Raw genomic sequence first — 26,250 nt, forward strand, 5'->3', positions numbered from 1 at the left:
GATTCCTAATAGAAACTCTTCTCTGCCAAAAGGACTGCAAAATTAGTACATTTTTCTGAATTAACAAAACAAAACCGATATGATTATGAGTCAATTGTTTAAGAAGCAGAACATTTTAGCTTTTTCATCACGTTTAGTCCCGCTATCCGCTACAATCTTTTATGGCGAACCCCGCCATAAAAGGATTTCCACTTCTATCGGGGCTAGATTAGGAAGTCTCGTTTTCATTAGAACCTTGAAAAGCGAAACCCGACAGGTTTTTAAAAACTATCAGGTTTACTATGCGTAACTATCTTTGTCAAAATTCGAAAAAATTATCAAAGATTATTTTTCAATCTTAATGACTCAAATTTTCAATTTCCTTCGGATCATGTTTGTGTTTAAACAAAATGGCAAAAGCTATTGCAATAACCAATGCATAAGCCGCAAACGACAACCAGATCGTATGCCAGTCTTTCATTAAAACTGGATTTGTAAACATTCCGTCTGCAGAAATTGAATTTCCTTGACTTTTTACAAATTCTACCATCTTTTCGTTTGAAGCATCTGTTTGTAAAAATCCAGCTAATTCTGTTGTATTAGCAAACGATTTTGTAAAAAAACGATCAATTGCCCAGCCAGAAGTCAAACTTCCTAAAACCGCTCCTACTCCATTGGTCATCATCATAAATAAACCTTGTGCAGAAGAACGAATTTTAGAATCGGTATTGCTTTCTACGAATAAAGAACCCGAAATATTAAAGAAATCAAATGCCATTCCGTAAACGATACAAGAAAGGATAATCATCCATAAACCATTTACAGGATCTCCAAAAGCAAATAATCCGAAACGTAAAACCCACGCCAACATACTAATAAGCATCACTTGTTTGATTCCGAAACGTCTTAAGAAAAACGGAATCGCTAGAATAAACAACGTCTCAGAAACCTGTGAAATCGACATAATAATAGTTGAATATCTAATCACAAAAGAATCTGCATATTTTGGAAAGTGTTTAAACTCATCTAAAAACACATCTCCATAAGCATTTGTCAATTGAAGCGCTCCTCCTAAAAACATAGAAAAAACAAAAAACAAAGCCATTTTGTAGTTGGCAAACAATTTAAAAGATTCTAGTCCGAAAGTTTCAATCCATGTTGCATTTTCTTTAATCAAACGCTGCGGCTCACATTTTGGCAAGGTAAAAGCGTAAAAGCCTAAGATTAAAGCTCCAACTCCAGCAATATAAAATTGATATTCTGTAGCTTTACTTCCACTCAAATTTGTAATCCACATCGCTACAATAAAACCGATTGTTCCCCAAACACGTATTGGCGGAAAATCTTTTACAATGTTCTTGTTATTTAATTTAAGTGAAGTGTAAGATATTGAGTTACTTAAAGCGATTGTTGGCATATAACAGCACATTGCCAAAAGCATTACAATAATAAAAGTATCTGGCGTTGTAACTTGTGCAATTCCAAACAAAACAGCTGCATACAAAATATGAAGAATTCCATACAATTTTTCAGCGTTTACCCATCTGTCGGCAATAATTCCGGTTAATGTAGGCATAAATAAAGAAGCAATTCCCATGGTTCCAAATACTAAACCAAATTGTGTTCCTTCCCAATTTTTGGTTCCAAACCAATAATTTCCAATTGTTATCAGCCAAGCCCCCCAAACAAAAAATTGAAGAAAGCTCATAAAGATTAACCTGTTTTTAATTCCCATATAGTGAAATTGTCTTTAAAGTAAAAAATGAAGCGGTAAAACTACCATTAAAAATAATATCTACAAAAAATTATATTGTTTTAACAACATCATTTACCAATTCTAAAACAGCGGCAAATTGTTCCTCTTTATTTAAGTAAGAATTATCAATTTCAATTGCATCATCAGCAATTATTAAAGGAGAATCTGCACGGTGAGTATCTATATAATCTCTATCTACAACATTTTTTAAAACTTCTTCATAAGAAACATTATCACCTTTTTGCTGTAATTCATCAAAACGTCTTTGTGCACGTGTTTCTGCGCTGGCAGTCATAAAGATTTTAAGTTCAGCATTAGGAAAAACCACGGTGCCAATATCACGACCATCCATAACAATAGCTTTATTAGTTCCCATTGCCTGCTGCTGTTCTACCAACTTGGCACGAACTTCTGAAACTGCCGCTACAGTGCTAACAAAATTAGAAACTTCGATAGTTCTAATTTGCTTTTCGACATTTTCACCATTCAAATACATTTCTGCAAAGCCCAAATCAGCATTAAACTTAAATTCTAATGTAATATCAGACAAGGCTTCAACCAAAGCTTCCTTTTTAAAGAAATCGGCTCCTATAAGATTATGCTGCATAGCAAAAAAGGCAACCGCACGGTACATTGCCCCTGTATCTACATAAACATATTCCAGTTCTTTTGCTAATTGTTTTGCTAAAGTGCTTTTTCCTGTAGATGAAAATCCGTCGATTGCAATGGTAATTTTTTTCAATTTTTTATTTTTAAATTTTTATTCTTTTAAAGCCTTTATGTTTTTAATAATAAATACTCATTAAAATATCTGATTTAGAACCATCAATTAATTTTGCTATTCTTTCAAAGTATTTTTTATTAACCATAGGGCAGCCATAACTATTGCAAATGTAGCCATCTTTCTCTTCATACGGAACATCATAATAATAATGAAAAACAATATCCCGTTTGAAAGCATTATTATTTGTCTCATCTAACCCATACAATCTATAGGCTTTTCCAAACTTTCCATAATAATGATTTCCGATAGAATATCTACCTAATGAAGTACTTAATGAATTTGGAACATTGCTAAAGCGAAGTTTTCCTTCTTTCCCTGTTTCAGAACCAGATCCATGCGCAACCAAACCTTTGTCTATAATTTTATTTGTCTTTAAATTATAAACAAAAAAACGATTCTTCCCTGAAGGAATCTTCATATCTATCAAGAAAGCAATTTTATCATTGTATTTCGGATTCTTACGAATTAGCTCTTTAATATCAGTAACATGAGCTTCAATTCTTTTATAGTCAGAAGACGATAAATCAACTTTATTTTTATCAGAAACTATAAAATAAACAAATAGAATCGCAAAAACAAGAAGGGATATGATAATTACTTTTTTCATTGAATGATTATTATATAGATATTTACTTCTTAATTAAAAAAAAGTTTTTATTCTGTAAAAAAAAACTAATTATAATAAATAAAACCAAATAGAATAGTTTTATGCAGTTATTGAAAATTTAAGGTTAAACCAAAAAGACTTGTATTTGCCGCTAGAGTATATCTAGAATACGAATAATTGAATTTTAGTTTATTCATTCTTAAACCAAATCCCAACGAAACTCCAGAAAAATTACGTTGTTCTTCCACCCTTAATTCTTCTCCTCTTCTAAAGTTATACCCGATACGAAAATTGAATGCTTTTTTAGGAAAAAGCTCCACTCCAAATGCAACGTGCCTTAAAGCATTGTTTACAAATGAAACTTTTTCTGGACTTGTACTTCCGTCAATATTAGTTTCTCCACGATTGGGATTAGAAAAAGAAATGTTCCATTGCTGCAAATTTTCTAGCGAAAGATGCCAGCGAATTGGCACATGTTCTAATTCTTGCGAAATACCAGCTACGATTTCAAAAGGAAGATTTTCTTTGATTCCAGAATAAGTCGTAAACTGCGTTCCCATATTTCTAAACACAAGAGCAAAATTCAGATCATTCATTTCATTTACATACAAGAAACCCAAGTCAACAGCACCACCAATTGAATTATAACTTTCTAGTGACGAAGTAATCAATTTGGCACTTGCTCCAATGTAAAAATCGGTATAAGGAACATTGTAGGCATACCCAAGTGATAATGCGCCTTCACTTCCCGTAAAATTAGAAGTAGCCTGACCATTTTCGTCATAACCTTCAAATGTACCGTAATTCACGTAAGTAACACCGGCATAAAAAGTCTGAACATGGCGATCATAAGTATAAGCATACGACGCAGTACCATAAGAGGCTTCTCCGTAATAACTTCCATAATTTAGTGCTAAATGATTATCCATGTCTGCGTTTATTAACGCGGGGTTTGACATGGCCTGATTTACATCATCGTCATATATCGTAATTATATCTCCTCCTAATGCCGCTTGCCTTGGCGAAGTAGTAAGATTTAAAAATTGATAAGTGTAACGCCCACCGACCTGTCCGAAAGAAAACGAACAAATTAAAACAGTAAAGAATAAAACAACTTTTTTGAGCATTTGTCTTGGGCGTACGTAATATGGGCATAACGCAACTGCAAATATAAAATTATATAACTCTTAAAATAATGTGAAATAAAAAAAATCCAAATCCCAATCATTAAAATTGGAATTTGGATTTTATATAATATGATTAAAAAAATTTATTTCAAATCTTTCGCATTTTTAACTTTCTGATCTGTTAAAGCTAGAACCAAAACTTCACTCATTTCTTTTACATAATGAAAAGAAAGACCTTCTAAATATTCCGCTTTTATTTCATCAATATCACTTTTGTTTTCGTGGCAAAGAATGATTTCTTTAATTCCAGCTCTTTTGGCAGCTAAGATTTTTTCTTTGATTCCGCCAACAGGAAGCACTTTTCCTCGTAAAGTGATTTCTCCAGTCATCGCTAGATTTTTTTTTACTTTTTTCTGAGTTAAAAGTGAAACTAAAGACGTTAGCATTGCAATACCGGCACTTGGTCCATCCTTTGGAGTCGCACCTTCAGGAACGTGCAAGTGAATATTGTATTTCTGAAACAATTCTGTACTAATACCTAATTTCTTAGCATTTGCTTTAATATATTCTAAAGCAATTGTAGCAGATTCTTTCATTACAGTTCCAAGGTTTCCTGTAATAGTCAACGAACCTTTTCCTTCAGAAATTAGAGATTCAATAAACAGGATATCTCCTCCAACACTTGTCCAAGCTAAACCAGTTACAACGCCAGCAACATCATTATTTTCGTATTTATCACGCTCTAATCTTGGCACTCCTAAAATCGCTACGATATCTTCATCTGTAACTTTTTTGTTGTACTCCTCTTCCATTGCAACAGATTTTGCTGCATTACGAATTACCTGAGCAATTTTAGTCTCTAAATTACGAACACCAGATTCTCTTGTGTAACCTTCAATGATTTTTTCTAATTGCTTTTTGCCAATAGTCAAATCTTTTGCTGTTAAACCGTGAGCTTCTAATTGTTTTGGAAATAAATGTCTTTTAGCAATTTCTACTTTTTCTTCAATAGTGTAGCCTGACATTTTAATTACTTCCATTCTGTCACGCAAAGCTGGTTGAATTGCGGCCATATTATTTGAAGTCGCAATAAACATCACTTTAGACAAATCATATCCCATTTCAAGGAAATTATCATAAAAAGCACTGTTTTGCTCGGGATCTAAAACTTCTAATAATGCTGAAGATGGATCACCGCTATTACCATTTGACAGTTTATCAATCTCATCTAAAATAAATACTGGATTTGATGTTCCTGCCTTTTTTAAACTCTGAATAATACGTCCAGGCATTGCTCCAATATAGGTTTTTCTGTGTCCGCGGATTTCAGCTTCATCACGTAAACCTCCTAAAGAAATACGAACATACTCGCGTCCTAAAGCTTCCGCCACAGAACGGCCGATAGAAGTTTTACCAACTCCTGGAGGCCCTGTTAAACATATAATTGGTGATTTCATGTCATTTCGCAATTTTAAAACTGCCAAATGCTCAATCATTCTTTTCTTTACTTCATCAAGTCCGAAATGGTCTTTATCTAAAACTTTTTGTGCGTGTTTTAAATCGAACTTATCTTTAGAGTATTCACCCCAAGGCAACTCTAAAAATAGCTCCAAATAATTACGCTGAATTCCAAAATCTGGTGATTGCGGATTCATACGACGCATTTTAGATAATTCTTTTTCGAAATGTTTCTGCGTTTTTTCGTCCCACTTTTTGGTTTTCGCCTTCTGCCCCATTTCGTCCATTTCCTCTTCCTGAGAAACACCACCCAATTCTTCTTGAATGGTTTTCATTTGCTGGTGAAGGAAATATTCTCTTTGCTGCTGGTCTAAATCAAAACGGACTTTTGATTGAATATCATTCTTCAATTCTAATTTTTGAAGTTCAACATTCATATAACGTAAAGTTTCTAAAGCACGCTCTTTTAACCCATTTATCGATAAAAGACCTTGTTTTTCTTTTACTGATAAATTCATGTTAGAAGACACGAAATTGATTAAAAACGATTGGCTTTCAATGTTTTTAATCGCAAATGTAGCTTCCGAAGGAATGTTTGGACTTTCTTTGATAATTTGAATCGCCAATTCTTTTACTGAATCTAAAATAGCTGTAAACTCAGTATCATTTTCATCTGGGCGTTCTTCTGCAACTTCTTTAATTGTTGCTGTCATGTACGGATCTTCTAAAACAACTTCGTCAATCTCGAAGCGCTTTTTTCCTTGAAGAATAACTGTTACATTTCCATCAGGCATTTTTAAAACACGTAAAATACGTGCTACAGTCCCTACTTTGTGAATATCATCTTTTGACGGATCTTCGTCTTCCTCATTAATTTGAGATACTACACCAATAATTTTTCCTCCAGCGTTAGCATCATTAATTAGTTTAATTGACTTGTCTCTTCCTGCAGAAATCGGAATTACAACTCCTGGAAACAATACAGTATTTCGTAAAGGTAAAATTGGAAGCGAAATAGGCAGTTCCTCATTATTCATTTCCTCCTCGTCTTCTGGCGTCAATAATGGAATTAATTCTGCCTCTGAGTCAAATTCTTGAAGTGACAGATTGTCAATAGTAAGTATTTTATGGTTTGACATAATAAAATATAAGTCGTTTTGTCATTAAAATTGTTATGCTATCTGTAAAAGGAGTATTGCTTATTGAAGGTTTTACTGAAAACAGGTTTCGTTTTTCAATTACAAGATAGGGCATAAAAATAGACAATCATTATGCCAAAAGCAAAAGAAGTCAGTTCTAAAAAATTATATTTTCACTTTCTGTCTAATGAAATTAAAAAAAAATAAAATTAATTTTATAAAAGTGTAACAAATAAAAAAAAGTAAAGTCATTACTAAAAACCAAAAGCCACTACTTGAATACAAACAACCAAAATATCGAAGAACTGATTGCGCTTTGTAAAAACAATAATCAGAAAGCGCAATTTGAAATATACAATCGCTATTGTAAGGCGATGTATAATGTGGCTTTTCGTATTGTAAAAGACGAACATTTTGCACAAGACGTCATGCAAGAAGGTTTCTTAAAAGCTTTTACAAAAATCAATGACTATAAACAAGAAGTGGCTTTTGGAGCATGGTTAAAAAAAATAATCATCAATTATAGCATCGATTTTTACAAAAAAAACAACTCTTTTCAAGTAGAAGACTTAAGCAAACAGCTTTATAAAATCGAAGAAAATGATGGAATTGTTTCTGAAAATATTGACTTAAACTCTCTAAAAGTAAAACAGGTTTTGGATACCATTCTACAGATGAAAGATAATTACAGAATGGTGCTGACACTTTTTTACATAGAAGGTTATGATCAGGAAGAAATCTGCGAAATTTTAAACATCACATACGCAAATTGCAGAACAACCTTGAGTAGAGCCAAAGATAGTTTGAGAAAAAAATTGGAAGAAATATAAAATGAATTGGAATTATGAAAAATGAAAAAGACAATTTAGACGAATTATTCAACAGATTTGAAAACCAATGGGATGTTCAGGAATTAAATACTGACCATCAACTGGATTTTCTCCAAAAACTAAACAAAAAGGAACCTAAGAAAAGATATTGGTCTGTGACTGCTATTGCCGCCTCGATTGTATTGATGCTTGGTGTATCTCTTTTTTATAAAAATGAAAAACCAAAGGAATTTAAATTTGCTTCTAAAGAAACTAAACGCACCGATTCTATTTTCAACATTCTAATTGACAACGAACTGGTTAAACTGAAAGAGAAAAACTCGCCGGAAAATCAGCAGATTATTGATGATGCAATGAAACAGATGAAAGCTTTTGACGCTGATTATCAGAAAATCATAAATGAACTGCAAAAAAATGGAGAAAATAAACAAATTATCTATGCCATGATTAGCAATCTCCAAACGCGTATTTCTTTTTTACAAACCGTTCTAAAAAGAATTGAAGACAACGAAAAACTAAAAAACACCTCTAATGAAAAAACACTATAACTTACTAATCTTGCTTCTTTTGATACCTTTTCTCGGGTTTTCAAATGATGACACTTTTATAACTAAACAAAAAAACATTAAAAAAACGTATATCGTAAATTCAAATGCAGGAATCGATATCGATAACAAATACGGAAGCATTACTGTAACAACTTGGGACGAAGATAAAATTGATCTTGACATTACCATAAAAGTTAATGGTCCAAATGAAAATTGGGTAAACGAACGCTTGAACAGTATAGATGTAAATATTACAGCCCTTAAAAGTATGGTTACAGCTGTAACATCGTTAGGAAGCTCTAGCCTAAAAAGCAAAGGAAGCAATAATAGTTTTGAGATTAACTATGTTGTTAAAATTCCAAAAAACGGAACAATAAAACTGGCTAATAAATATGGTAATATTTCGATTCCAAGTGCCGAATCTTCGACTGATATAGATTGCAAATACGGAAAAGTTACTTTAGGAAAACTAAACGGGTCTAGCAATCAAATTTCCATTCAATATTGCCAAAATTCAAGTATAGATTATATAAAAGCAGGAAATATTGATGCTAGATATTCAAATCTTAAAATTAATGATTCTGGAAACCTAAATATTAATGCAAACTATACAGATATCAATCTAAATGACGGTCAAAACATTAAAGCTGATTGTAGTTATGGCACATTTAAATTTCAAAAAATCAATTCTTTAAGCGGTTCAGGAAATTATCTTACATTTATTATTGGAGAAGTTTCAAGCAACTTTAGTTACGATACCAATTACAGTAAAATCAATATTGGAACAGTGTCAGAAAAGGCCGGAAATATTGCAATAAACTCCGGATATACAGATATTACAATCGGTTATGCGCCAAATTATGCTTTTGATTTTGATATATCAGGAAGATATACAAACATCAAACATGATAATTCTTTAGAACTTTCTGTTACTGAAATCAAAAGTAATAGCAAAAGAATTGCTGGTTTCTACAAGAAGAAAGGCCAAAACAAAATCAACATCACATCCAACTACGGAAATATTTCGCTAACAAAAAATTAATCATCTAAAAATCAAAAAAATGAAAAAATCACTCTTACTATTAGCATTTGCAGTACTTTCTTTTAATGGTATTGCCAATGCACAAAACAAACTTCAAGGAAACGGAAAAGTAGTTACAGAAACCAGAACTACTGGAGATTATGACGGCATTAAAATAGCAGGATCTTTTGATGTGGACTTGGTATCTGGAAAAGAAGGAAAAATCACTCTAAAGGGAGAAGAAAATTTATTAGCTGTAATCAAAGTTGAAGTTGAAGATAATTCGCTAAAAATTTATGTAGAAAAAGGAACTCAAATCCGTACAAGTAATGGTAAAATTCAAGTTACAGTTCCATTTGATAAAATATCTGAATTAAGTTTGTCTGGTTCAGGCGATATTCAGTCAAAAGACGTAATTAAAAATGATAACCTTGCAGTAAAATTATCTGGTTCTGGAAATTTCAATTTGCCAGTTGACACAAATAACTTAGAATTACATGTAAGCGGGTCTGGAAATATTAATTTAAAAGGAACTGCCGATAAACTTACAACCAAACTTTCTGGTTCTGGTGACATTGACGCTTCGAACTTAAAATCTAAAGTTGTAGAAGCAAACGTTTCTGGTTCAGGAAACAGCAAAGTAACTTGTGCTGAAAGTATAACTGCAAGAGTTGCTGGTTCTGGAAATATAAAATATATAGGAAATCCTGAGAAAAGAGATGTAAAAGTTTCTGGATCTGGAACTATTACAAAAGGTTAATTTTCTAAAAAAATATCACGAATTACAAAAATAATCATCAATCAAACAATCAATTGCAATTCGTGATATTTGTTATTACAAAAGGCGTTTCATTAATTTGAAACGTCTTTTTTATGCACTCTTCTTAAAAGGAAAATAGACGTAATAAAGAAAATTGCCAAAATAACAATCGCCGCACGCGGACTTCCTGTAATTTGGTCTATAATTCCATAAACGCACATACCTATTACGATTCCAATCTTTTCTGCTACATCATAAAAACTAAAGAATGATGCTGTATCTTCTGTTTCTGGTAATAATTTAGAATAAGTAGAACGAGATAATGCTTGAATACCTCCCATTACAAATCCAACAATAGTTGCCATTATATAAAAATGAATTGGCAATGTCATAAAATAAGCCATAACACAAAATACAGCCCAAATACCATTAATAAAAATCAAAGTGGGAACATTACCCCATTTCGCTGAAGCTCTTGAAGTAAGAAGAGCACCAAAAACAGCTACTATTTGAATTAATAAAATACAAAATATCAAACCAATCGTACTTTCTTCTTTTGATGACCATTCAATTTCCTGTGCTCCAAAATAAGTAGCAACCAGCATTACGGTTTGTACTGCCATACTTGAAACGAAAAACCCTCCTAAATATCTTCTTAAAGGAACATTATCATTTAATAAACCCCATACTTTTTTTAATTCTTTGAAACCATTAAACACAACATCTTTTGTTAATTTCTGGCTCTTTTCTGAGCTACCTTTTGGCAAATAATAGTAAGTATATTGGCTGAATAAAATCCACCATACTCCTACCATCACAAAAGAATAACGCATAGCTTCCATTCTTGCGGCATCATTTTCAGCTCCCATTATCATCCATAGATTAATGCCCAACAAAAGAACACTTCCTATATATCCTAAAGAATATCCCTTTGCACTAATTCCGTCCTGCTGTTCTTCAAAAGCAATATCTGGCAAGTATGAATTATAAAAAACCAAACTTCCCCAATATCCTAATAGTCCTAGAAAATAAAAGGCCAATCCAACATAAATATTTTCAAGCTCAAACCAATATAATCCCATACAGGATAAAGCTCCCATATAGCAGAAAAATTTCATGAAGGATTTTTTATTTCCAACATAATCGGCAATTCCAGACAATAACGGTGAAATAAATGAAACCACTAGAAACGCAGCTGCAGTAATAAAACTAATTAAAGCAGAGTTTTTAAGATGCATTCCGAAGACATCAATATAATGATCACGATCACTGAATAAAGCTTCGTAGAAAATCGGAAACACAGCAGAAGCAATTGTTAAAGTATAAACTGAATTTGCCCAATCATAAAATGCCCAAGCGTTTAAAAGCTTCTTATCTCCTTTTTGTAGGTTTTTCATAGAAATGGTTTTGTTAATAGGCTACGAATTTATCCATTTTTTGCGATAAACAAATAGAATTTATTCAAATCATACATTATTAAATCATGGAGTGTACTAAAATAAAAAAAGCTACTCCTAAGAATAGCTTTTAAATATATTTTTTATGTATTATTTTATCGTTCCCACTTTAAGCGCAATAGCTTTTGCTTCTGGAATTAACGCTTTAATATTGGCAATTCTCGTAGCATCTGACGGGTGTGTACTCATAAATTCTGGTGTAGAAGCCCCCCCAGATTTAGCAGCCATTCTGCTCCAGAATGCAACAGCATCATCTGGATTATAACCTGCAATGGCCATTAAAGTCAAACCAATTTTATCTGCTTCACTTTCGTTGCTTCTGCTAAATGGAAGCATTACTCCAACTTCAGAACCAATTCCGTACGCCTGTGCAAAAATTTGCTGTGTCGCTTCAGATTTTCCGCTTGTTGCCGCACCTAAAGCTGCTCCACCAATTTGTTGTAATTGTGCTGCAGACATTCTTTGCGCTCCATGATTTGCTAAAGCATGCGAAACTTCGTGCCCCATTACGGTTGCCAAACCTGATTCATTTTGCGTTACTGGAAGAATCCCAGAATACACGACAATTTTACCACCTGGAAGACACCAAGCATTTACTTCTTTATTATCAACCAATTTATATTCCCATCGATAATCTTTTAAGTATTGCGTCTGACCTAAATAATTCAAATATTTCTCTGCAGCTGCTTTTATCTTAAAACCTACCGTTTCTACCAGTTTTGCATCTGCAGTTCCAGTAATGACTTTGTTTTCTGTTAAAAACTGATTGTATTGCTGAAACGAAGATGGAAATAATTCGCTATTTGAAACAAAATTAAGATTTTGCTTACCTGTAATTGGATTGGTTGCACAAGCTATCATAAGTGCTCCAAAAACCCCTAAAAACACATATTTTTTCATAATTCACGCTATTTTTATAACAAAAATACGATTAAAAAAGATATAATGTTTTACAGAATAATTCAAAAAAATATCAAAATTTGATTACTCGCCAATAATATGCAACTCATTAAACTCTTTATCAATTAGTAAGAAATTATTTTGTTGGAAACTAATTTTATCAAATTCTACTTTTTCGTTGTCTATTTCTATTTCAGAAACTTTAAATGGCAAACCGATAAGATTAATTTTGTACTTACTGTAAGGAGTGTCATATTTTCCTTCTTTATGAAGCTGGATAATCAGTTCTTTTTCTTTTCCAATATTTCTTAAAGATAAATAGCTATAACGTCCTTTTTTATAATCATAGCCATCTTGAGCATCTTCATAAACTGCCGACTGCTCTTTGCCATTTTTATAGTAAACATCAAGTGTTAGTTCATCAAAATCTAATTGACCCACATACTGCTGAACTGGATATTTTGGAATAATTGCGCCAGCTTTTACGAAAACCGGAATCTCATCAAATTTAGTATCAATCCAAATTTCTCTTCCGCCAACAAAAAGCTCATTTGTCCAATAGTTATACCATTCTCCTCTAGGAATATACATACGTCTACCTACAGCATTAGGTTCAAGTATCGGGCAAACTAAAATCTGATTTCCAAAGATAAATTCGTCATTGCGATAATGGGTTTGTGTATCATCCTGATCAAAGTAAACTAATGGTTTTAGCATCGGAATCCCCTCTTCTATATATTGCCAAAACATTGTATATAAATAAGGTAATAATTGATAACGAAGGCTCACAAATTTTCTTGTAATGTTAATGACTTCTTCGTCAAATGCCCAAGGTTCTTGATTTCCATGATCACCAGAAGAATGCGTTCTACAAAATGGATGAAAAACACCTAATTGAATCCAGCGTGCATATAATTCACCTGTTGGCTGTTCTGCGAAACCACCGATATCAGAACCTGTGAATCCCATTCCTGAAATTGACATTCTCTGCACCTGAATATTAGCAAGCCACAAATGTTCCCACGTTGCAACGTTATCTCCTGTCCAAGAAGATGTATAACGCTGTGCACCCGAATAAGCTGATCTTGTAATTACAAACGGACGTTTTGGATAAGCAAATCGTTTTACTCCATGATAAGTCGCTCTTGCCATTTGCGTTCCATAAATGTTATGGGCTTTTCTATGACTGCACGGATTTCCATCATAAAAGTGACGAACATCCATTGGAAATGTTTTATTTGGAACCTCCATCACAGCAGGTTCGTTCATATCATTCCAAACTCCTTTCACTCCTATCTCTGAAACTAATTCTTTAAATAAACCAGCCCACCATTCTCTAACTGTAGGATTTGTATAATCTGGAAAATTACATTCTCCTGGCCATACTTTTCCTTTCATATAAGGCCCATCTGCCCTTTTGCAGAAATAATCTTTTTCTAAAGCTTCTTTATAAACCCAGTAATCTTTATCAATTTTAATTCCGGGATCGATAATTACGACTGTTTTAAAACCATCTTCGGCTAATTCAGCGACCATTTTTTTCGGATCAGGAAAATAGTTTTTATTCCAAGTAAAACATCGAAAACCTTCCATGTAATCAATGTCTAGATAAATGGCATCACATGGGATTTGAAGTTCTCTAAATTTTGAGGTTATTTCTTTTACTTTGCTTTCAGGATAATAACTCCATTTACACTGGTGATATCCTAAAACCCAAAGCGGCGGTAATTCTGGTTTTCCTGTTAAGTCTGTATAAGTAGTTACAACATCCTGCATTTGAGGCCCATAAATGAAATAATAATTCATCTCACCACCTTCTGCCCAAAAACTTGTAACGTTTCTTCTTTCTTGACAAAAATCGAAGAAAGTTCTAAAAGTGTTGTCAAAGAAAACACCGTAGGATTGTTTATTATGAAGACCAATATAGAACGGAACAACTTTGTAAAGCGGATCCTGATCTTTTTGGTAGGCGTATTGATCTGTGGCAAAATTTTCTACTCTTTTGCCTTTCAGATTCATTTGAGTTGCTTTATCTCCAAGACCGTAGTAACATTCTCCGTCTTTAGAAAATTTACTCATTTTTACGATATTTCCACCATATTCATAACTTTCTTCCCAATGAAAACCAAGTTCATCTTCTAAAATTAGAAAATCATTTAAATCGTAAATGGAAAGGCGAAGATCTGATTTTTGGATCTTACATTTTACTTTACTAGTTCTAATCTGGAAATATGTTTCTTCTTCTGTAAGTTCCAAAAAATTATAGCCATGAAGCTGTGTTTTATCAATTGCATACGAGAAATCGTTACTAAAATAACCTTTTGTCGTAAAACGAAATCGGATTAAACTATCACGAAGAATTGTGACTTTTAAAATTACTTTGTTATCCGTGTTAAAGAAAATTGAATCTCCTTCATGTTCATAAGAGACAATTTTTGATGGATATAAATCGCCTTTGTATTCTAATGATGTGTTTGTAATCATATCTCAAATGAATTAATTTATAACATTTCTTTACTATCAAACATACAAAAAAAGTTGGTAACACCCTATGAATAAAAGGTTTATTCACGAAAACGTTTTTCTTGAATGCCTTTCAAATTACAAAACAAAAAATCAACAATTTGATAATTTTGAAACGATAAAATGATAAAATCTTAGTTCACAAAAATGATTACCTAATTTATTACACCAAAGAATATACTGTAACACTTAAAGGCGGTAAAACTAACTCAGCAGAAAAATCTCTTCCATCATAAGAAATAGATTCAGCTTTCAATGATTTAGAATTTCCAGCACCACTTCCACCGTATATAGCAGCATCACTGTTAAAGATTTCTTGCAACTTGCCTTTTTTAGGAATACCAATTCTATAGTTTTCTCTTAGCACTTCAGTAAAATTACAGACAACAATTAGATTCTCATCTGGATTATTCCCTTTTCGGATATAGGATAAAATGGCATTTTGATGATCCGAATAATTAATCCATTCAAAACCATCTCCTCTAAATTGTTTTTCGTACAATGCGGGTTGCGATTTGTACAATTGATTCAAATCTGTAATCAACCTTTTTATTCCAGAATGAAAATCATATTGCAACAAATGCCAATCTAAACTTTGTTCAAAGTTCCATTCACTAGTTTGCCCAAATTCGGCTCCCATAAAAAGCAATTTTGTTCCAGGATGCGTAAACATATATCCGTACAATAATCTCAAGTTTGCAAAACGTTGCCATTCATCGCCGGGCATTTTATAAATAAGAGACTTTTTACCATATACCACTTCGTCATGTGAAAACGGAAGCATGAAATTTTCAGTAAACGCGTATGTCATCGAAAAAGTCAATTCATTTTGATGGTATTTTCTATAAACCGTTTCTTTTTGAAAGTATTTTAAAGTGTCATGCATCCATCCCATCATCCATTTCATTCCAAAACCTAAACCTCCCACAGAAGTTGGTCTTGAAACCATCGGAAAAGAAGTGCTTTCTTCCGCAATAGTCTGAACTCCATTAAAATTAGAATAGATTACTTCATTAAACTCTTTAAGAAAGCTAATGGAATCCAAATTTTCTCTTCCTCCAAAAATATTAGCTTCCCACTCGCCCTCTTTTCGAGAATAATCCAAATAAAGCATAGAAGCTACAGCATCAACTCTGAGTCCATCGATATGATAATTTTGAAGCCAAAAAACAGCATTGCTTATTAGAAAAGCACGAACTTCATTTCTTCCATAATTAAAAACTAAACTCTTCCAATCTGGATGATATCCTTTTCTGCGATCTGGATGTTCGTACAAATGCGATCCATCAAAATAACCTAAGCCATGTGCATCATCAGGAAAATGTGACGGCACCCAATCAAGGATAACTCCAATTCCCTCCTGATGTAATTTATCCACCAAAACCATAAAATCCTGCGGTTTACCAAAGCGTGAAGTCGGCGCAAAATATCCTGTTAATTGATAACCCCAAGAAGGATCATAAGGATATTCCATAATAGGCATAAATTCAACATGTGTAAAACCTGTCTCTTTTACATATTTAACCAAATCATCGGCAAGTTCCAGATAAGTCAAAAAGCGATTATGATCTGCTCTTTTCCAAGATCCTAAATGCACTTCATAAACCGAATATGGTTTATCCAATGCATTATAATCCTGACGATTTTGCATCCAATTTTGGTCTTTCCATGTATAATCCAAATCCCAAATTACAGAAGCAGTATGAGGCGGTTTTTCACAATAAAGTGCAAATGGATCTGCTTTTTCAGTAATTACTCCGTTAATATTTGACTGAATTTTATATTTATACAATGCGCCTTTTGAAATATCAGGAATAAATCCTTCCCAAATTCCGGAAGAATCCCAACGAACATTTAAAAGATGTTCTCCTTGTGTCCAATAATTAAAATCTCCGACAACAGAAACAGACTGAGCTGTTGGAGCCCAAACTGCAAAATAAACACCTTTAACTCCATTTACTTCAATTAAATGAGCCCCTAATTTTTCATATAATTTAAAGTGTTTTCCAGCCTTAAATAAATCAATATCAAAGTCGGTAAATAGAGAATGTGCGATTACTTTTGTCATGTTTGGTTTTTAAGGCAATTATTTAAAAATACTCCCGAAGCCACGAGATGAATTTGGTATTTGGAATTTGATTTTTTAAAACTTATAACATTTATTCAATTCTAAAATTATCAGATAATGTTACTCCTTTTTTGACAACAACAATTCCATCTTTTATACTGTATAATTCATTCGTGAAATTGTCTAAATGCTTTCCACCCGAAATGTGTACATTATTTCCAATACGAACATTTTTGTCAACCAAAGCATTTTTAATAAAGCAGTTTTCACCTATTCCAACATGAATTTTATTAATACTGCTTTCATGATTTAATTCGTCAAGATCCTGATAAAAATCGTTACCCATAACATAACAGTTTTCCAAAACAGTTCCTTCGCCAATTCTAGAGCGAATTCCAATTACAGAACTTTTAATTTCTTTGGCATTAATAATACAGCCTTCAGAAATTAAAGATTGATTGATAATCGAATTTCTAAATTTAGAAGGTGGGAGTAATCTTGGTCGAGTGAAAATTTTATTTTCGTTATCGAACAAGTTAAATTCTGGAATATCCGCAGTTAAACCAATATTTGCCTCAAAAAAAGATTCAATATTTCCGATATCTGTCCAATATCCTTCATATTGATAACTTAAAATTTTATGTTTCCCAACAGATTGCGGAATAATTTCTTTACCGAAATCTTTAGTTTCCTGATCTGCCATTAATTCTTCCAATAATGATTTATTGAAAATATAAATTCCCATTGAAGCCAGGTATTTTTTTCCCTTTTCCTGCATTTGTTCGCTTACCTCAGATTCCCATTCTGGCAACAATGAAGCATTCGGTTTTTCTATAAAAGCATGAATATTATTTTCGTGATCCGTTTTAAGGATACCAAATTCAGGAGCATCTTTAGCATTAACAGGTAAAGTGGCAATAGAAATTTCAGCCTCAGCAGCAATATGCGCTTCTAGCATTTCATTAAAATCCATCTGATATAATTGATCTCCTGACAGAATTAAAGCGTGATCAAAATCGTGCTTCAAAAAATGTGACATGCATTGTCTTACGGCATCAGCTGTTCCCTGAAACCAAGTTGGATTGTCTGGGGTTTGTTCAGCTGCCAAAATATCAACAAAAGACTGGCTAAAAATGCTAAAATTGAAAGTGTTTTTGATGTGAGCATTCAGAGATGCTGAATTAAATTGTGTCAAAACAAATATTTTAAAAATATCAGAATTGATGCAATTTGAAATTGGAATATCGACCAAACGGTATTTTCCTCCAATTGGGACTGCAGGTTTTGATCTTGTTTCTGTTAATGGAAATAAACGTGAACCTTGTCCACCTCCTAAAATAATGGCAACTACATTTTTCTTTTTAAATTTCATTTTGCTGAATTATTAAGTTGTATATTTCGATATATTCTTGGCAAACACTTTCCCAGGAATGATCTGCTGTCATTCCTCTTTTTAAAACTTTATTGAAATTTATTTTATCCTCATACAACCTAACTGCACGGTTTATTGAATAGCATATATCAGCCACAGAAGCTTGATCGTGACAAACTCCATTCCCTTCATCTCCAAAATCAATAACCGTATCTCGTAATCCTCCCGTTCTTCTCACTATCGGAATTGTTCCGTAACGCATCGCGTACATCTGATTCAAACCGCAAGGTTCAACTCTTGAAGGCATTAAAATATAATCTGAGCCTGCATAAATCAGATGTGCCAATTCTTCGTTATAACCAATAAATACATTGTAATTTCCTTTGTAATCATTTCGAAGCTGAGTCAATTGCGCTTCTATTTCTGAATTTCCTGAACCTAGAATCAAAATATTAATTTCTTCGAAATGTTCAGACAAAGCCAAAGCAGAAGCATGAGGAAGCAGATCACCTCCTTTTTCTTCAAACAATCGGCCAATGAAACTAAATAATGGTTTCGAAGAATCTAAATCAAACTCTTCACATAGCTTATCTTTATTTTTTCGTTTTCCTACTTCAAAATCTTCGATCGAATAATTTTCTGCTATCATTTGATCCTTCAACGGATTCCAAACTTCAATATCAATTCCGTTTAAAATTCCTCTTGATTTATTTCTAACAGAATTAAACAGCGATTCTAATCCATTCGCAGAAATATTTATTTCGTTTAAATAGCTTGGAGAAACTGTAGTCACAGCATCTGCACATTTGATCGCGACCGCTAGAGAATTTATCGAATTATTCCATTCCAAAAATCCAACATGTCTTAAATCAAACTCTGGCAGATAATAGAGTTTATCAAAACCAAACCATCCTTGATAAAGTCCATTATGAATTGTTATAACCGTCTTTACATTTTTTAAAACTTCATACTTGTAAGCGAATTGCAATAAAAAAGGAATAACACCTGTATGATGGTCGTGGCAATTAATAATATCAGGAACTTTATTACGAGCTATAATCCAATCTAATGTAGCAATTTGAAAAGACAAAAATCTTTCAATATCATCTTCATAACCATAAACGTTTGGTCGATCAAATAATTCATTAATTTCTATTAGATACAATTCAAAACCTAATTTATCTGTTGTTTCCTTTAGAACGCTAAAAGGAAATTTAAAGTTTCCTAATTTAACTGTGCCCCAATGAACACATTCAAAATTATTCTCGTTCTTAAACTTAGTAGCGTAACAAGGAATTACAACCCTAACATCATGTCCAGCAGATTGCTGATATTTTGGTAACGCACCCACAACATCTCCCAAACCGCCAACCTTTGCCACAGGATAACACTCTGCACTAATATGAAATATTTCCATTTAAGAAATTAATTTACGATTATAATAAGAAGCAATCATTTATATACTACTTTTATGTTTTTTAAATTTAGCAAAAAAACAAGCAAAATCCCTCTTTTAAATAAGTTTTATTGAAATGGCAAAAAAGGCAAACAATCCTACTAAATCATTAAAAATTCCCACGATTATCAAAGTTTCTGCGAAAATTTGCGCATTTATATCCACAAAATTGGTTACAAAATTTGCCGCAAAGATCTTTACAACACCTATAAAGCATAAAGTTCCAAAACGCGAATTGGAGATGGATACCAAAAGTTTGCAAAAGTTAATTTATGTTCCTGCCATCGATAAGAGTGTAGTGACTTATTTGTACGGAGAAGGCCAACCTAAGATATTATTAGTCCATGGCTGGTCAGGAAGAGGAACTCAGCTATTTAAAATTGCTGATGAACTTTTAAAATATGGCTATTCAACTGTTAGTTTTGATGCTCCCGCACATGGAAAATCAGAAGGGTCAACAACAATAATGTCCGAATTTATAGCATCTATTCTAGAAATTGAAAAACAATTTGGTCCTTTTGAAATTGCTATAGGACATTCTTTGGGAGGAATGTCGGTTTTGAATTCAATTAAAGATGGACTTCAAGTTAAAAAAGCAATTGTTATTGGAAGTGGAGATATTGTTCAGGATATTTTGGATGAATTTACTTTTAAACTTGGGTTAAAAAAAGAAATTAGCTATCATCTAAGAGATTACTTCGAAGATATTTATAAAGTTAAAATGGATGATTTTTCAGCTTATAAAGCTGCGCAAAAAGTCAAAATTCCTGTTTTAGTTATGCACGATAAAGATGATCCTGAAGTTTCTGTAAAAGCAGGAATGCATATACATGAAAATCTTGAAAAGGGTTCTTTATTTTTAACTGAAGCGCTTGGGCATAGAAAAATTTTAGGAAATCAGAATGTCATTAAAAAGATTTTAGATTTTATTAAAAATGCTTAATTTTATTTATATAAAAAACTAATTATCAACACTTTAAACTCAAGCGGAATGAATTTATTTAGTGAAGATGAAGATTGGGAAGCTAAATTGAAACCAATTTTAGAAAAATATAAAGGCAAGAAGCATCCGTTAGAATACAAAAACACCTATCAATTGCTTGTGATGGTTATTCTCTCTGCACAAGATTCTGATGCTAATATAAATAAAATAGCACCAAATTTATTTGAGAAATATCCAACATTAAAAAGTATATCACAAACCGATATAGAAACTTTCACATCTCACATTACTAAAGTTCGAAATTATACCACAAAAGCACAATGGATTCTAGATATTGCAAAAACTATTAAAGAAGACGCAAATATTCCGTTAACAATGTCTGGATTAACAGCATTGAAAGGTGTGGGAAGAAAATCTGCAAATGTTATACTAAGAGAAACGAATAAACCAGCTGAAGGAATTATTGCAGATTTGCACGTTATACGCGTTGCCCCAAGAATTGGAATAATAAAAGAAAGCAAAGATGGAAATAAAGTGGAAAAAGATTTAATGCAGGTTTTACCAAAAAATATATGGTCAGAAATAGGAATGGCAATTTCTTTTCTAGGAAGAGAAACCTGCCGACCAAAACCAAAATGCATTGAATGTCTTTTAGCAGATATCTGTCACTATTACCAAACAGAAGTAGTTTAAGCTATTTTCTTCTAGTATCAATTAAATAAATAATCTTCCAAGAATCTTTTTCTTTAAACAATGTAAAAGCATTCACGCCAGTGTGGCTAAGTTTATCATTTACATAAAATTCATACGGAATCCAAACATGCGCCATAGTTCCATCAATTTGGATAGAATAACTCAATATTTTTTCTTGAAACTTTAATTTTTCTGGAATTGTGGCAATTGATTTGTAAAATTCTTTTGCGCTTTCATTAGTAAGTTTATTTCCTTTAGCAGCATTTTCGCTAATGGACTGTAATATCATTTTATCTGCACAAACCAATTTTATCTTTGCTGAATCTCTTTGGTGAAATCCTTCAAAAAAAGACTCAATGCATTTTTGAACTTCTTGTTTTTGAGCACTACAAGACAATCCGAAAAGAAAAACTAAGATAATTGCGTAAGTTCTCATTGTTCTAAAATATTAAACACCAAATTGAGAAAAATGATGATCCAAATGTTTTGCAAACATATTATTCCACTCTTTAGATGATAATTTACCAAATGAAAGAGATTCTTTTCCTTCAAACTCTTTTTCTCCTAATTCTTCAGTTTTTAGAATATACGAAATTAATCTACTTTTTTCCAGTTCAAAATCACGATCTCCTTTAATAATAAATTGCGGAGCCGTACTAAGGTTTCTTGGATAAGGCGATTCGCTTACTACTTTGCTTTTAGCCAATAGTTTTAGAAGAAGCTTCATTAAAACATTCGGCTTTGGGTGAATATTATCATAAACCATTTCATATGTAACATTACAATGAGCCAACATCTGATCAACAGACATTTTACCCCAAAGTGGTTTAGAATCAGATTTAAGCTGATTCACTCTATTTATAAATTGATCACAATCTTCTTTAAGAAAAACATTTTGCATAGTTTATAAATATTATAATAATAAAGTAAAAATATAAAATTTCGAGGCTGATCTCAATTTAATCCCAAAAAAAAACTTCAACTAGCAAAAGCTAATTGAAGTTTTAGTACTCAGAGCGGGACTTGAACCCGCACGAACATTGCTGTTCACTGGATTTTAAGTCCAGCGTGTCTACCAATTTCACCATCCGAGCATTATGTGGTACCTCCAGGGATCGAACCAGGGACACATGGATTTTCAGTCCATTGCTCTACCATCTGAGCTAAGGTACCTTATTTACTTATATTTCTATAAGCAAATGTTAGAATAAAAAACCCCGTTAATGTAAACAGGGTTTTCAAAAGAAAGGCGACGACATACTCTCCCACAATGATGCAGTACCATCTGCGCAGGCGGGCTTAACTTCTCTGTTCGGGATGGGAAGAGGTGAGCCCCGCCGCAATAACCACCTTAAGAAGTTACAATTGCTTTGGGCAATCTTTTAATTGTTAATTATGAATTGTTAATTATCAATTAAATAATATTTTAACATATTGAGATAAAGAAAAGAAGAATATTTTAGAAAGTTTCCTCCCCCGATTTTCATCGGGGGAAAAGGGTGTACATAAGCTTACGGATTATTAGTACTACTCGACTATGACATTACTGCCTTTACATCTGTAGCCTATCAACGTGGTCATCTTCCACGATCCTTAAAAGAAATCTCATCTTGTGGTGGGTTTCGCGCTTATATGCTTTCAGCGCTTATCCCTTCCCAACGTAGCTACTCTGCGGTGCCCCTGGCGGGACAACAGATACACTAGAGGTTAGTCCAATTCGGTCCTCTCGTACTAGAATCAGATCCACTCAAATTTCTAACGCCCGCAGTAGATAGAGACCGAACTGTCTCACGACGTTCTGAACCCAGCTCGCGTGCCACTTTAATGGGCGAACAGCCCAACCCTTGGGACCTTCTCCAGCCCCAGGATGTGACGAGCCGACATCGAGGTGCCAAACCCCCCCGTCGATATGAGCTCTTGGGGGAGATCAGCCTGTTATCCCCGGCGTACCTTTTATCCTTTGAGCGATGGCCCTTCCATGCGGAACCACCGGATCACTATGCTCTACTTTCGTACCTGATCGACCTGTATGTCTCTCAGTCAAGCTCCCTTATGCCATTGCACTCTACGCACGGTTACCAAGCGTACTGAGGGAACCTTTAGAAGCCTCCGTTACTCTTTTGGAGGCGACCACCCCAGTCAAACTACCCACCAAGCACTGTCCCCCGCAGCACGGGGTTAGGCCTCAGATAAACAAAGGGTTGTATTTCAACAATGACTCCACAGCGCCTGGCGACGCCACTTCACAGTCTCCAACCTATCCTACACATCATTTATCCAAGGTCAATACTAAGCTATAGTAAAGGTGCACAGGGTCTTTTCGTCCCACTGCGGGTAAACGGCATCTTCACCGTTACTACAATTTCACCGAGCTCATGGCTGAGACAGTGTCCAGATCGTTACACCATTCGTGCAGGTCGGAACTTACCCGACAAGGAATTTCGCTACCTTAGGACCGTTATAGTTACGGCCGCCGTTTACTGGGGCTTCAATTCAATGCTTCTCCGAAGATAACATCTCCTCTTAACCTTCCAGCACCGGGCAGGTGTCAGGCCCTATACTTCATCTTACGATTTTGCAGAGCCCTGTGTTTTTGATAAACAGTCGCCTGGACCTCTTCACTGCGGCCCCGATTGCTCGGGGCGACCTTTCTCCCGAAGTTACAGGTCTATTTTGCCTAATTCCTTAGCCATGAATCTCTCGAGCACCTTAGGATTCTCTCCTCAACTACCTGTGTCGGTTTACGGTACTGGTTCTTACTGCCTGAAGTTTAGAGGTTTTTCTTGGAAGCCCTTAGGCGCACTATCTCTTTGTCCGAAGACTCCGAGTACTATCGCATTTCACCAAGATCTCCGGATTTGCCTAGAGACCCTATAGCTAGGTGCTTTAACGAACTATTCCGTCAGTTCGCGGCGCTTTCATCACTCCGTCACCCCATCACAGCAATAAGAAGTACGGGAATATTAACCCGTTGGCCATCGACTGTCCCTTTCGGGTTCGCCTTAGGTCCAGACTAACCCACAGCTGATTAGCATAGCTGTGGAAACCTTAGTTTTTCGGTGTGCGGGTTTCTCGCCCGCATTATCGTTACTTATGCCTACATTTTCTTTTCTGACCGGTCCAGCACCCCTTACGAGATACCTTCAGCCCTGTCAGAATGCTCCCCTACCACTTGCACATACATGCAAATCCATAGCTTCGGTAATATGCTTATGCCCGATTATTATCCATGCTCGTCCGCTCGACTAGTGAGCTGTTACGCACTCTTTAAATGAATGGCTGCTTCCAAGCCAACATCCTAGCTGTCTGGGCAGACAAACCTCGTTCTTTCAACTTAGCATATATTTGGGGACCTTAGCTGATGGTCTGGGTTCTTTCCCTCTCGGACTTGGACCTTAGCACCCAAGCCCTCACTGCTATCAATCATTATACAGCATTCGGAGTTTGTCAGGAATTGGTAGGCGGTGAAGCCCCCGCATCCAATCAGTAGCTCTACCTCTGTATAACTAAAATAACGCTGCACCTAAATGCATTTCGGGGAGTACGAGCTATTTCCGAGTTTGATTGGCCTTTCACCCCTACCCACAGGTCATCCGAAGACTTTTCAACGTCAACCGGTTCGGTCCTCCACTGTGTGTTACCACAGCTTCAACCTGCCCATGGGTAGATCACACGGTTTCGCGTCTAACACTACTGACTAAAGCGCCCTATTCAGACTCGCTTTCGCTGCGGATCCATGGCTTAACCACTTATCCTTGCCAGCAGCGTTAACTCGTAGGCTCATTATGCAAAAGGCACGCCGTCACCCCACGAAAGGGCTCCGACCGCTTGTAGGCGTATGGTTTCAGGATCTATTTCACTCCGTTATTCACGGTTCTTTTCACCTTTCCCTCACGGTACTGGTTCACTATCGGTCTCTCAGGAGTATTTAGCCTTAGCGGATGGTCCCGCCAAATTCAGACAGGGTTTCACGTGCCCCGCCCTACTCAGGATACCGCTATCCTTTACATTCATTACTTATACGAGGCTATCACTCTCTATGGCCCTGCTTTCCAGCAGATTCTAATTCTTCATGCAAGAAATGTCGCGGTCCTACAACCCCAGCAATGCCGTAACAATGCTGGTTTGGGCTAATCCGCGTTCGCTCGCCACTACTTACGGAATCACTTTTGTTTTCTTCTCCTCCGCCTACTTAGATGTTTCAGTTCAGCGGGTTTGCCCACCTATCGGTGTGCTATATCTTCAATATAGCGGGTTGCCCCATTCGGATATCTGCGGATCAATCTGTGTGTGCCAGTCCCCGCAGCTTTTCGCAGCTTATCACGTCCTTCATCGCCTCTGAGAGCCTAGGCATTCCCCATACGCCCTTATTTTGCTTATTGTACCAATCATAAAATTAATTATGACCGTTTTTTTTTGTTTTTTACAATAGAATTGTAAAAAACGCTTTCTACTTTCTTATTATTTTCTTATCTCAATATGTCAATGAACTTTTATCCTTTCGGACCAGTGGAGAATAACGGAGTCGAACCGTTGACCTCCTGCGTGCAAGGCAGGCGCTCTAGCCAGCTGAGCTAATCCCCCATTTTTTAGTGATGAGTTATTAGTTATGAGTTATGAATTATTTCTCATAAGGCCTCAACCTCTAAAATTTCCTTTTTTAAGTCAAATAGTAGTCCCGGGCAGACTCGAACTGCCGACCCCTACATTATCAGTGTAGTACTCTAACCAGCTGAGCTACGAGACTCTGTTTTACTTAAGTTTTATCATTTTTTTAAATTAACAGCAAGAGCAATACAATCTTCAATCCCAAACCTTTAGTCAGGCAT

The 26,250-nt window shown here is 34.6% G+C and carries 19 protein-coding genes, 4 tRNA genes and 2 rRNA genes; 6 read left to right on the top strand and 19 right to left on the bottom strand.

The genetic code is table 11. The annotated features are described in order from the left end of the window. Window positions 1-337: 337 nt before the first annotated feature. The 5 genes from OZP10_RS21485 to lon all read right to left on the bottom strand — a co-directional run bounded on the left by OZP10_RS21485 (window position 338) and on the right by lon (window position 6,850). The gene (locus OZP10_RS21485) at window positions 338-1,714 is read right to left on the bottom strand and encodes a nucleoside permease (protein ID WP_281632707.1); all 1,377 of its coding nucleotides are present in this window, start codon (window positions 1,712-1,714) and stop codon (window positions 338-340) included. A gap of 70 nt (window positions 1,715-1,784) precedes the next feature. Continuing rightward, window positions 1,785-2,477, bottom strand: a complete 693-nt coding sequence (gene cmk, locus OZP10_RS21490) for a (d)CMP kinase (RefSeq protein WP_281632708.1) — start codon at window positions 2,475-2,477, stop codon at window positions 1,785-1,787. Window positions 2,478-2,520: 43 nt separating this feature from the next. Then, window positions 2,521-3,126 (bottom strand): murein L,D-transpeptidase catalytic domain-containing protein, encoded by a 606-nt coding sequence (locus OZP10_RS21495; RefSeq protein ID WP_281632709.1) that lies wholly within the window; start codon window positions 3,124-3,126, stop codon window positions 2,521-2,523. A 107-nt stretch (window positions 3,127-3,233) separates the two neighbouring features. After that, on the bottom strand, window positions 3,234-4,253 hold the full coding sequence (gene porQ / locus OZP10_RS21500) for a type IX secretion system protein PorQ (RefSeq protein WP_281632710.1): 1,020 nt from the start codon (window positions 4,251-4,253) through the stop codon (window positions 3,234-3,236). A gap of 143 nt (window positions 4,254-4,396) precedes the next feature. Further along, window positions 4,397-6,850 carry an endopeptidase La gene (gene lon / locus OZP10_RS21505; RefSeq protein ID WP_281632711.1) on the bottom strand — a complete coding sequence of 818 codons (2,454 nt, stop codon included), beginning with the start codon at window positions 6,848-6,850 and terminating at the stop codon, window positions 4,397-4,399. A gap of 275 nt (window positions 6,851-7,125) precedes the next feature. Here lon and OZP10_RS21510 point away from each other — a divergent pair, with 275 nt between their 5' ends. From OZP10_RS21510 to OZP10_RS21525, 4 genes are read left to right on the top strand one after another with little or no spacing between them, the layout of a single operon-like run. Next, window positions 7,126-7,680: an RNA polymerase sigma factor gene (locus OZP10_RS21510; protein ID WP_281632712.1), complete on the top strand. Its 555-nt coding sequence runs from the start codon at window positions 7,126-7,128 to the stop codon at window positions 7,678-7,680. A gap of 14 nt (window positions 7,681-7,694) precedes the next feature. Then, entirely contained in the window at window positions 7,695-8,228 is a 534-nt protein-coding gene (locus OZP10_RS21515; RefSeq protein ID WP_281632713.1) for an anti-sigma factor, read from the top strand. After that, complete coding sequence (locus OZP10_RS21520; RefSeq protein WP_281632714.1) at window positions 8,212-9,270, top strand: hypothetical protein; 1,059 nt, start codon at window positions 8,212-8,214, stop codon at window positions 9,268-9,270. Before OZP10_RS21515 ends, OZP10_RS21520 begins: the two co-directional genes overlap by 17 nt. Before the next feature lie 19 nt (window positions 9,271-9,289). Then, a complete protein-coding gene (locus OZP10_RS21525) occupies window positions 9,290-10,009 on the top strand; it encodes a head GIN domain-containing protein (RefSeq protein WP_281632715.1) in 720 nt (239 codons plus the stop codon). Window positions 10,010-10,101: 92 nt separating this feature from the next. Here OZP10_RS21525 and OZP10_RS21530 read toward each other — a convergent pair whose 3' ends face one another. The 6 genes from OZP10_RS21530 to OZP10_RS21555 form a co-directional block, all read right to left on the bottom strand. Next, entirely contained in the window at window positions 10,102-11,406 is a 1,305-nt protein-coding gene (locus OZP10_RS21530) for an MFS transporter (RefSeq protein WP_281632716.1), read from the bottom strand. A gap of 150 nt (window positions 11,407-11,556) precedes the next feature. Further along, window positions 11,557-12,366: a M48 family metallopeptidase gene (locus OZP10_RS21535; protein WP_281632717.1), complete on the bottom strand. Its 810-nt coding sequence runs from the start codon at window positions 12,364-12,366 to the stop codon at window positions 11,557-11,559. An 84-nt stretch (window positions 12,367-12,450) separates the two neighbouring features. Beyond that, window positions 12,451-14,850: a glycoside hydrolase family 31 protein gene (locus tag OZP10_RS21540; RefSeq protein ID WP_281632718.1), complete on the bottom strand. Its 2,400-nt coding sequence runs from the start codon at window positions 14,848-14,850 to the stop codon at window positions 12,451-12,453. Window positions 14,851-15,052: 202 nt separating this feature from the next. Next, window positions 15,053-16,957: a 1,4-alpha-glucan branching protein GlgB gene (gene glgB / locus OZP10_RS21545; RefSeq protein ID WP_281632719.1), complete on the bottom strand. Its 1,905-nt coding sequence runs from the start codon at window positions 16,955-16,957 to the stop codon at window positions 15,053-15,055. Window positions 16,958-17,048: 91 nt separating this feature from the next. Continuing rightward, complete coding sequence (locus tag OZP10_RS21550) at window positions 17,049-18,329, bottom strand: glucose-1-phosphate adenylyltransferase (protein ID WP_281632720.1); 1,281 nt, start codon at window positions 18,327-18,329, stop codon at window positions 17,049-17,051. After that, window positions 18,319-19,746, bottom strand: coding sequence for a glycogen synthase (locus OZP10_RS21555; protein WP_281632721.1), 1,428 nt, complete (start codon window positions 19,744-19,746; stop codon window positions 18,319-18,321). Before OZP10_RS21555 ends, OZP10_RS21550 begins: the two co-directional genes overlap by 11 nt. 115 nt (window positions 19,747-19,861) lie before the next feature. Here OZP10_RS21555 and OZP10_RS21560 point away from each other — a divergent pair, with 115 nt between their 5' ends. Both OZP10_RS21560 and OZP10_RS21565 read left to right on the top strand, forming a co-directional pair. Continuing rightward, complete coding sequence (locus OZP10_RS21560; protein ID WP_281632722.1) at window positions 19,862-20,728, top strand: alpha/beta hydrolase; 867 nt, start codon at window positions 19,862-19,864, stop codon at window positions 20,726-20,728. A gap of 48 nt (window positions 20,729-20,776) precedes the next feature. Next, entirely contained in the window at window positions 20,777-21,421 is a 645-nt protein-coding gene (locus OZP10_RS21565; protein WP_281632723.1) for an endonuclease III domain-containing protein, read from the top strand. 1 nt (window position 21,422) lies between these two features. Here OZP10_RS21565 and OZP10_RS21570 read toward each other — a convergent pair whose 3' ends face one another. The 8 genes from OZP10_RS21570 to OZP10_RS21605 form a co-directional block, all read right to left on the bottom strand. Then, on the bottom strand, window positions 21,423-21,857 hold the full coding sequence (locus tag OZP10_RS21570; RefSeq protein WP_281632724.1) for a nuclear transport factor 2 family protein: 435 nt from the start codon (window positions 21,855-21,857) through the stop codon (window positions 21,423-21,425). A gap of 12 nt (window positions 21,858-21,869) precedes the next feature. Continuing rightward, complete coding sequence (locus tag OZP10_RS21575; RefSeq protein WP_281632725.1) at window positions 21,870-22,322, bottom strand: DUF1569 domain-containing protein; 453 nt, start codon at window positions 22,320-22,322, stop codon at window positions 21,870-21,872. Between the two features lie 107 nt (window positions 22,323-22,429). After that, a tRNA-Leu gene (locus OZP10_RS21580) sits at window positions 22,430-22,515 on the bottom strand. A gap of 6 nt (window positions 22,516-22,521) precedes the next feature. Beyond that, a tRNA-Phe gene (locus OZP10_RS21585) sits at window positions 22,522-22,594 on the bottom strand. A 71-nt stretch (window positions 22,595-22,665) separates the two neighbouring features. Beyond that, a 5S ribosomal RNA gene (gene rrf, locus OZP10_RS21590) occupies window positions 22,666-22,775 on the bottom strand. Between the two features lie 147 nt (window positions 22,776-22,922). Further along, window positions 22,923-25,803, bottom strand: a 23S ribosomal RNA gene (locus tag OZP10_RS21595). Window positions 25,804-25,931: 128 nt separating this feature from the next. Continuing rightward, window positions 25,932-26,005 (bottom strand) — tRNA-Ala (locus OZP10_RS21600). An 89-nt stretch (window positions 26,006-26,094) separates the two neighbouring features. Further along, window positions 26,095-26,168 (bottom strand) — tRNA-Ile (locus OZP10_RS21605). Window positions 26,169-26,250: the final 82 nt, after the last annotated feature.

The sequence above is a fragment of the Flavobacterium luteolum genome (assembly GCF_027111275.1).
GTDB classification, from domain to species: domain Bacteria; phylum Bacteroidota; class Bacteroidia; order Flavobacteriales; family Flavobacteriaceae; genus Flavobacterium; species Flavobacterium luteolum.

Coding starts and splice junctions, on each gene's coding strand:
- OZP10_RS21495 (WP_281632709.1), bottom strand. CDS start 3,126: ATGAAAAAAGTAATTATCATATCCCTTCTTGTTTTTGCGATTCTATTT.
- OZP10_RS21570 (WP_281632724.1), bottom strand. CDS start 21,857: ATGAGAACTTACGCAATTATCTTAGTTTTTCTTTTCGGATTGTCTTGT.
- OZP10_RS21515 (WP_281632713.1), top strand. CDS start 7,695: ATGAAAAATGAAAAAGACAATTTAGACGAATTATTCAACAGATTTGAA.
- OZP10_RS21565 (WP_281632723.1), top strand. CDS start 20,777: ATGAATTTATTTAGTGAAGATGAAGATTGGGAAGCTAAATTGAAACCA.
- OZP10_RS21485 (WP_281632707.1), bottom strand. CDS start 1,714: ATGGGAATTAAAAACAGGTTAATCTTTATGAGCTTTCTTCAATTTTTT.
- OZP10_RS21520 (WP_281632714.1), top strand. CDS start 8,212: ATGAAAAAACACTATAACTTACTAATCTTGCTTCTTTTGATACCTTTT.
- porQ (WP_281632710.1), bottom strand. CDS start 4,253: ATGCTCAAAAAAGTTGTTTTATTCTTTACTGTTTTAATTTGTTCGTTT.
- OZP10_RS21560 (WP_281632722.1), top strand. CDS start 19,862: ATGGCAAAAAAGGCAAACAATCCTACTAAATCATTAAAAATTCCCACG.
- OZP10_RS21525 (WP_281632715.1), top strand. CDS start 9,290: ATGAAAAAATCACTCTTACTATTAGCATTTGCAGTACTTTCTTTTAAT.
- OZP10_RS21530 (WP_281632716.1), bottom strand. CDS start 11,406: ATGAAAAACCTACAAAAAGGAGATAAGAAGCTTTTAAACGCTTGGGCA.
- OZP10_RS21555 (WP_281632721.1), bottom strand. CDS start 19,746: ATGGAAATATTTCATATTAGTGCAGAGTGTTATCCTGTGGCAAAGGTT.
- OZP10_RS21540 (WP_281632718.1), bottom strand. CDS start 14,850: ATGATTACAAACACATCATTAGAATACAAAGGCGATTTATATCCATCA.
- lon (WP_281632711.1), bottom strand. CDS start 6,850: ATGTCAAACCATAAAATACTTACTATTGACAATCTGTCACTTCAAGAA.
- OZP10_RS21575 (WP_281632725.1), bottom strand. CDS start 22,322: ATGCAAAATGTTTTTCTTAAAGAAGATTGTGATCAATTTATAAATAGA.
- glgB (WP_281632719.1), bottom strand. CDS start 16,957: ATGACAAAAGTAATCGCACATTCTCTATTTACCGACTTTGATATTGAT.
- OZP10_RS21535 (WP_281632717.1), bottom strand. CDS start 12,366: ATGAAAAAATATGTGTTTTTAGGGGTTTTTGGAGCACTTATGATAGCT.
- OZP10_RS21550 (WP_281632720.1), bottom strand. CDS start 18,329: ATGAAATTTAAAAAGAAAAATGTAGTTGCCATTATTTTAGGAGGTGGA.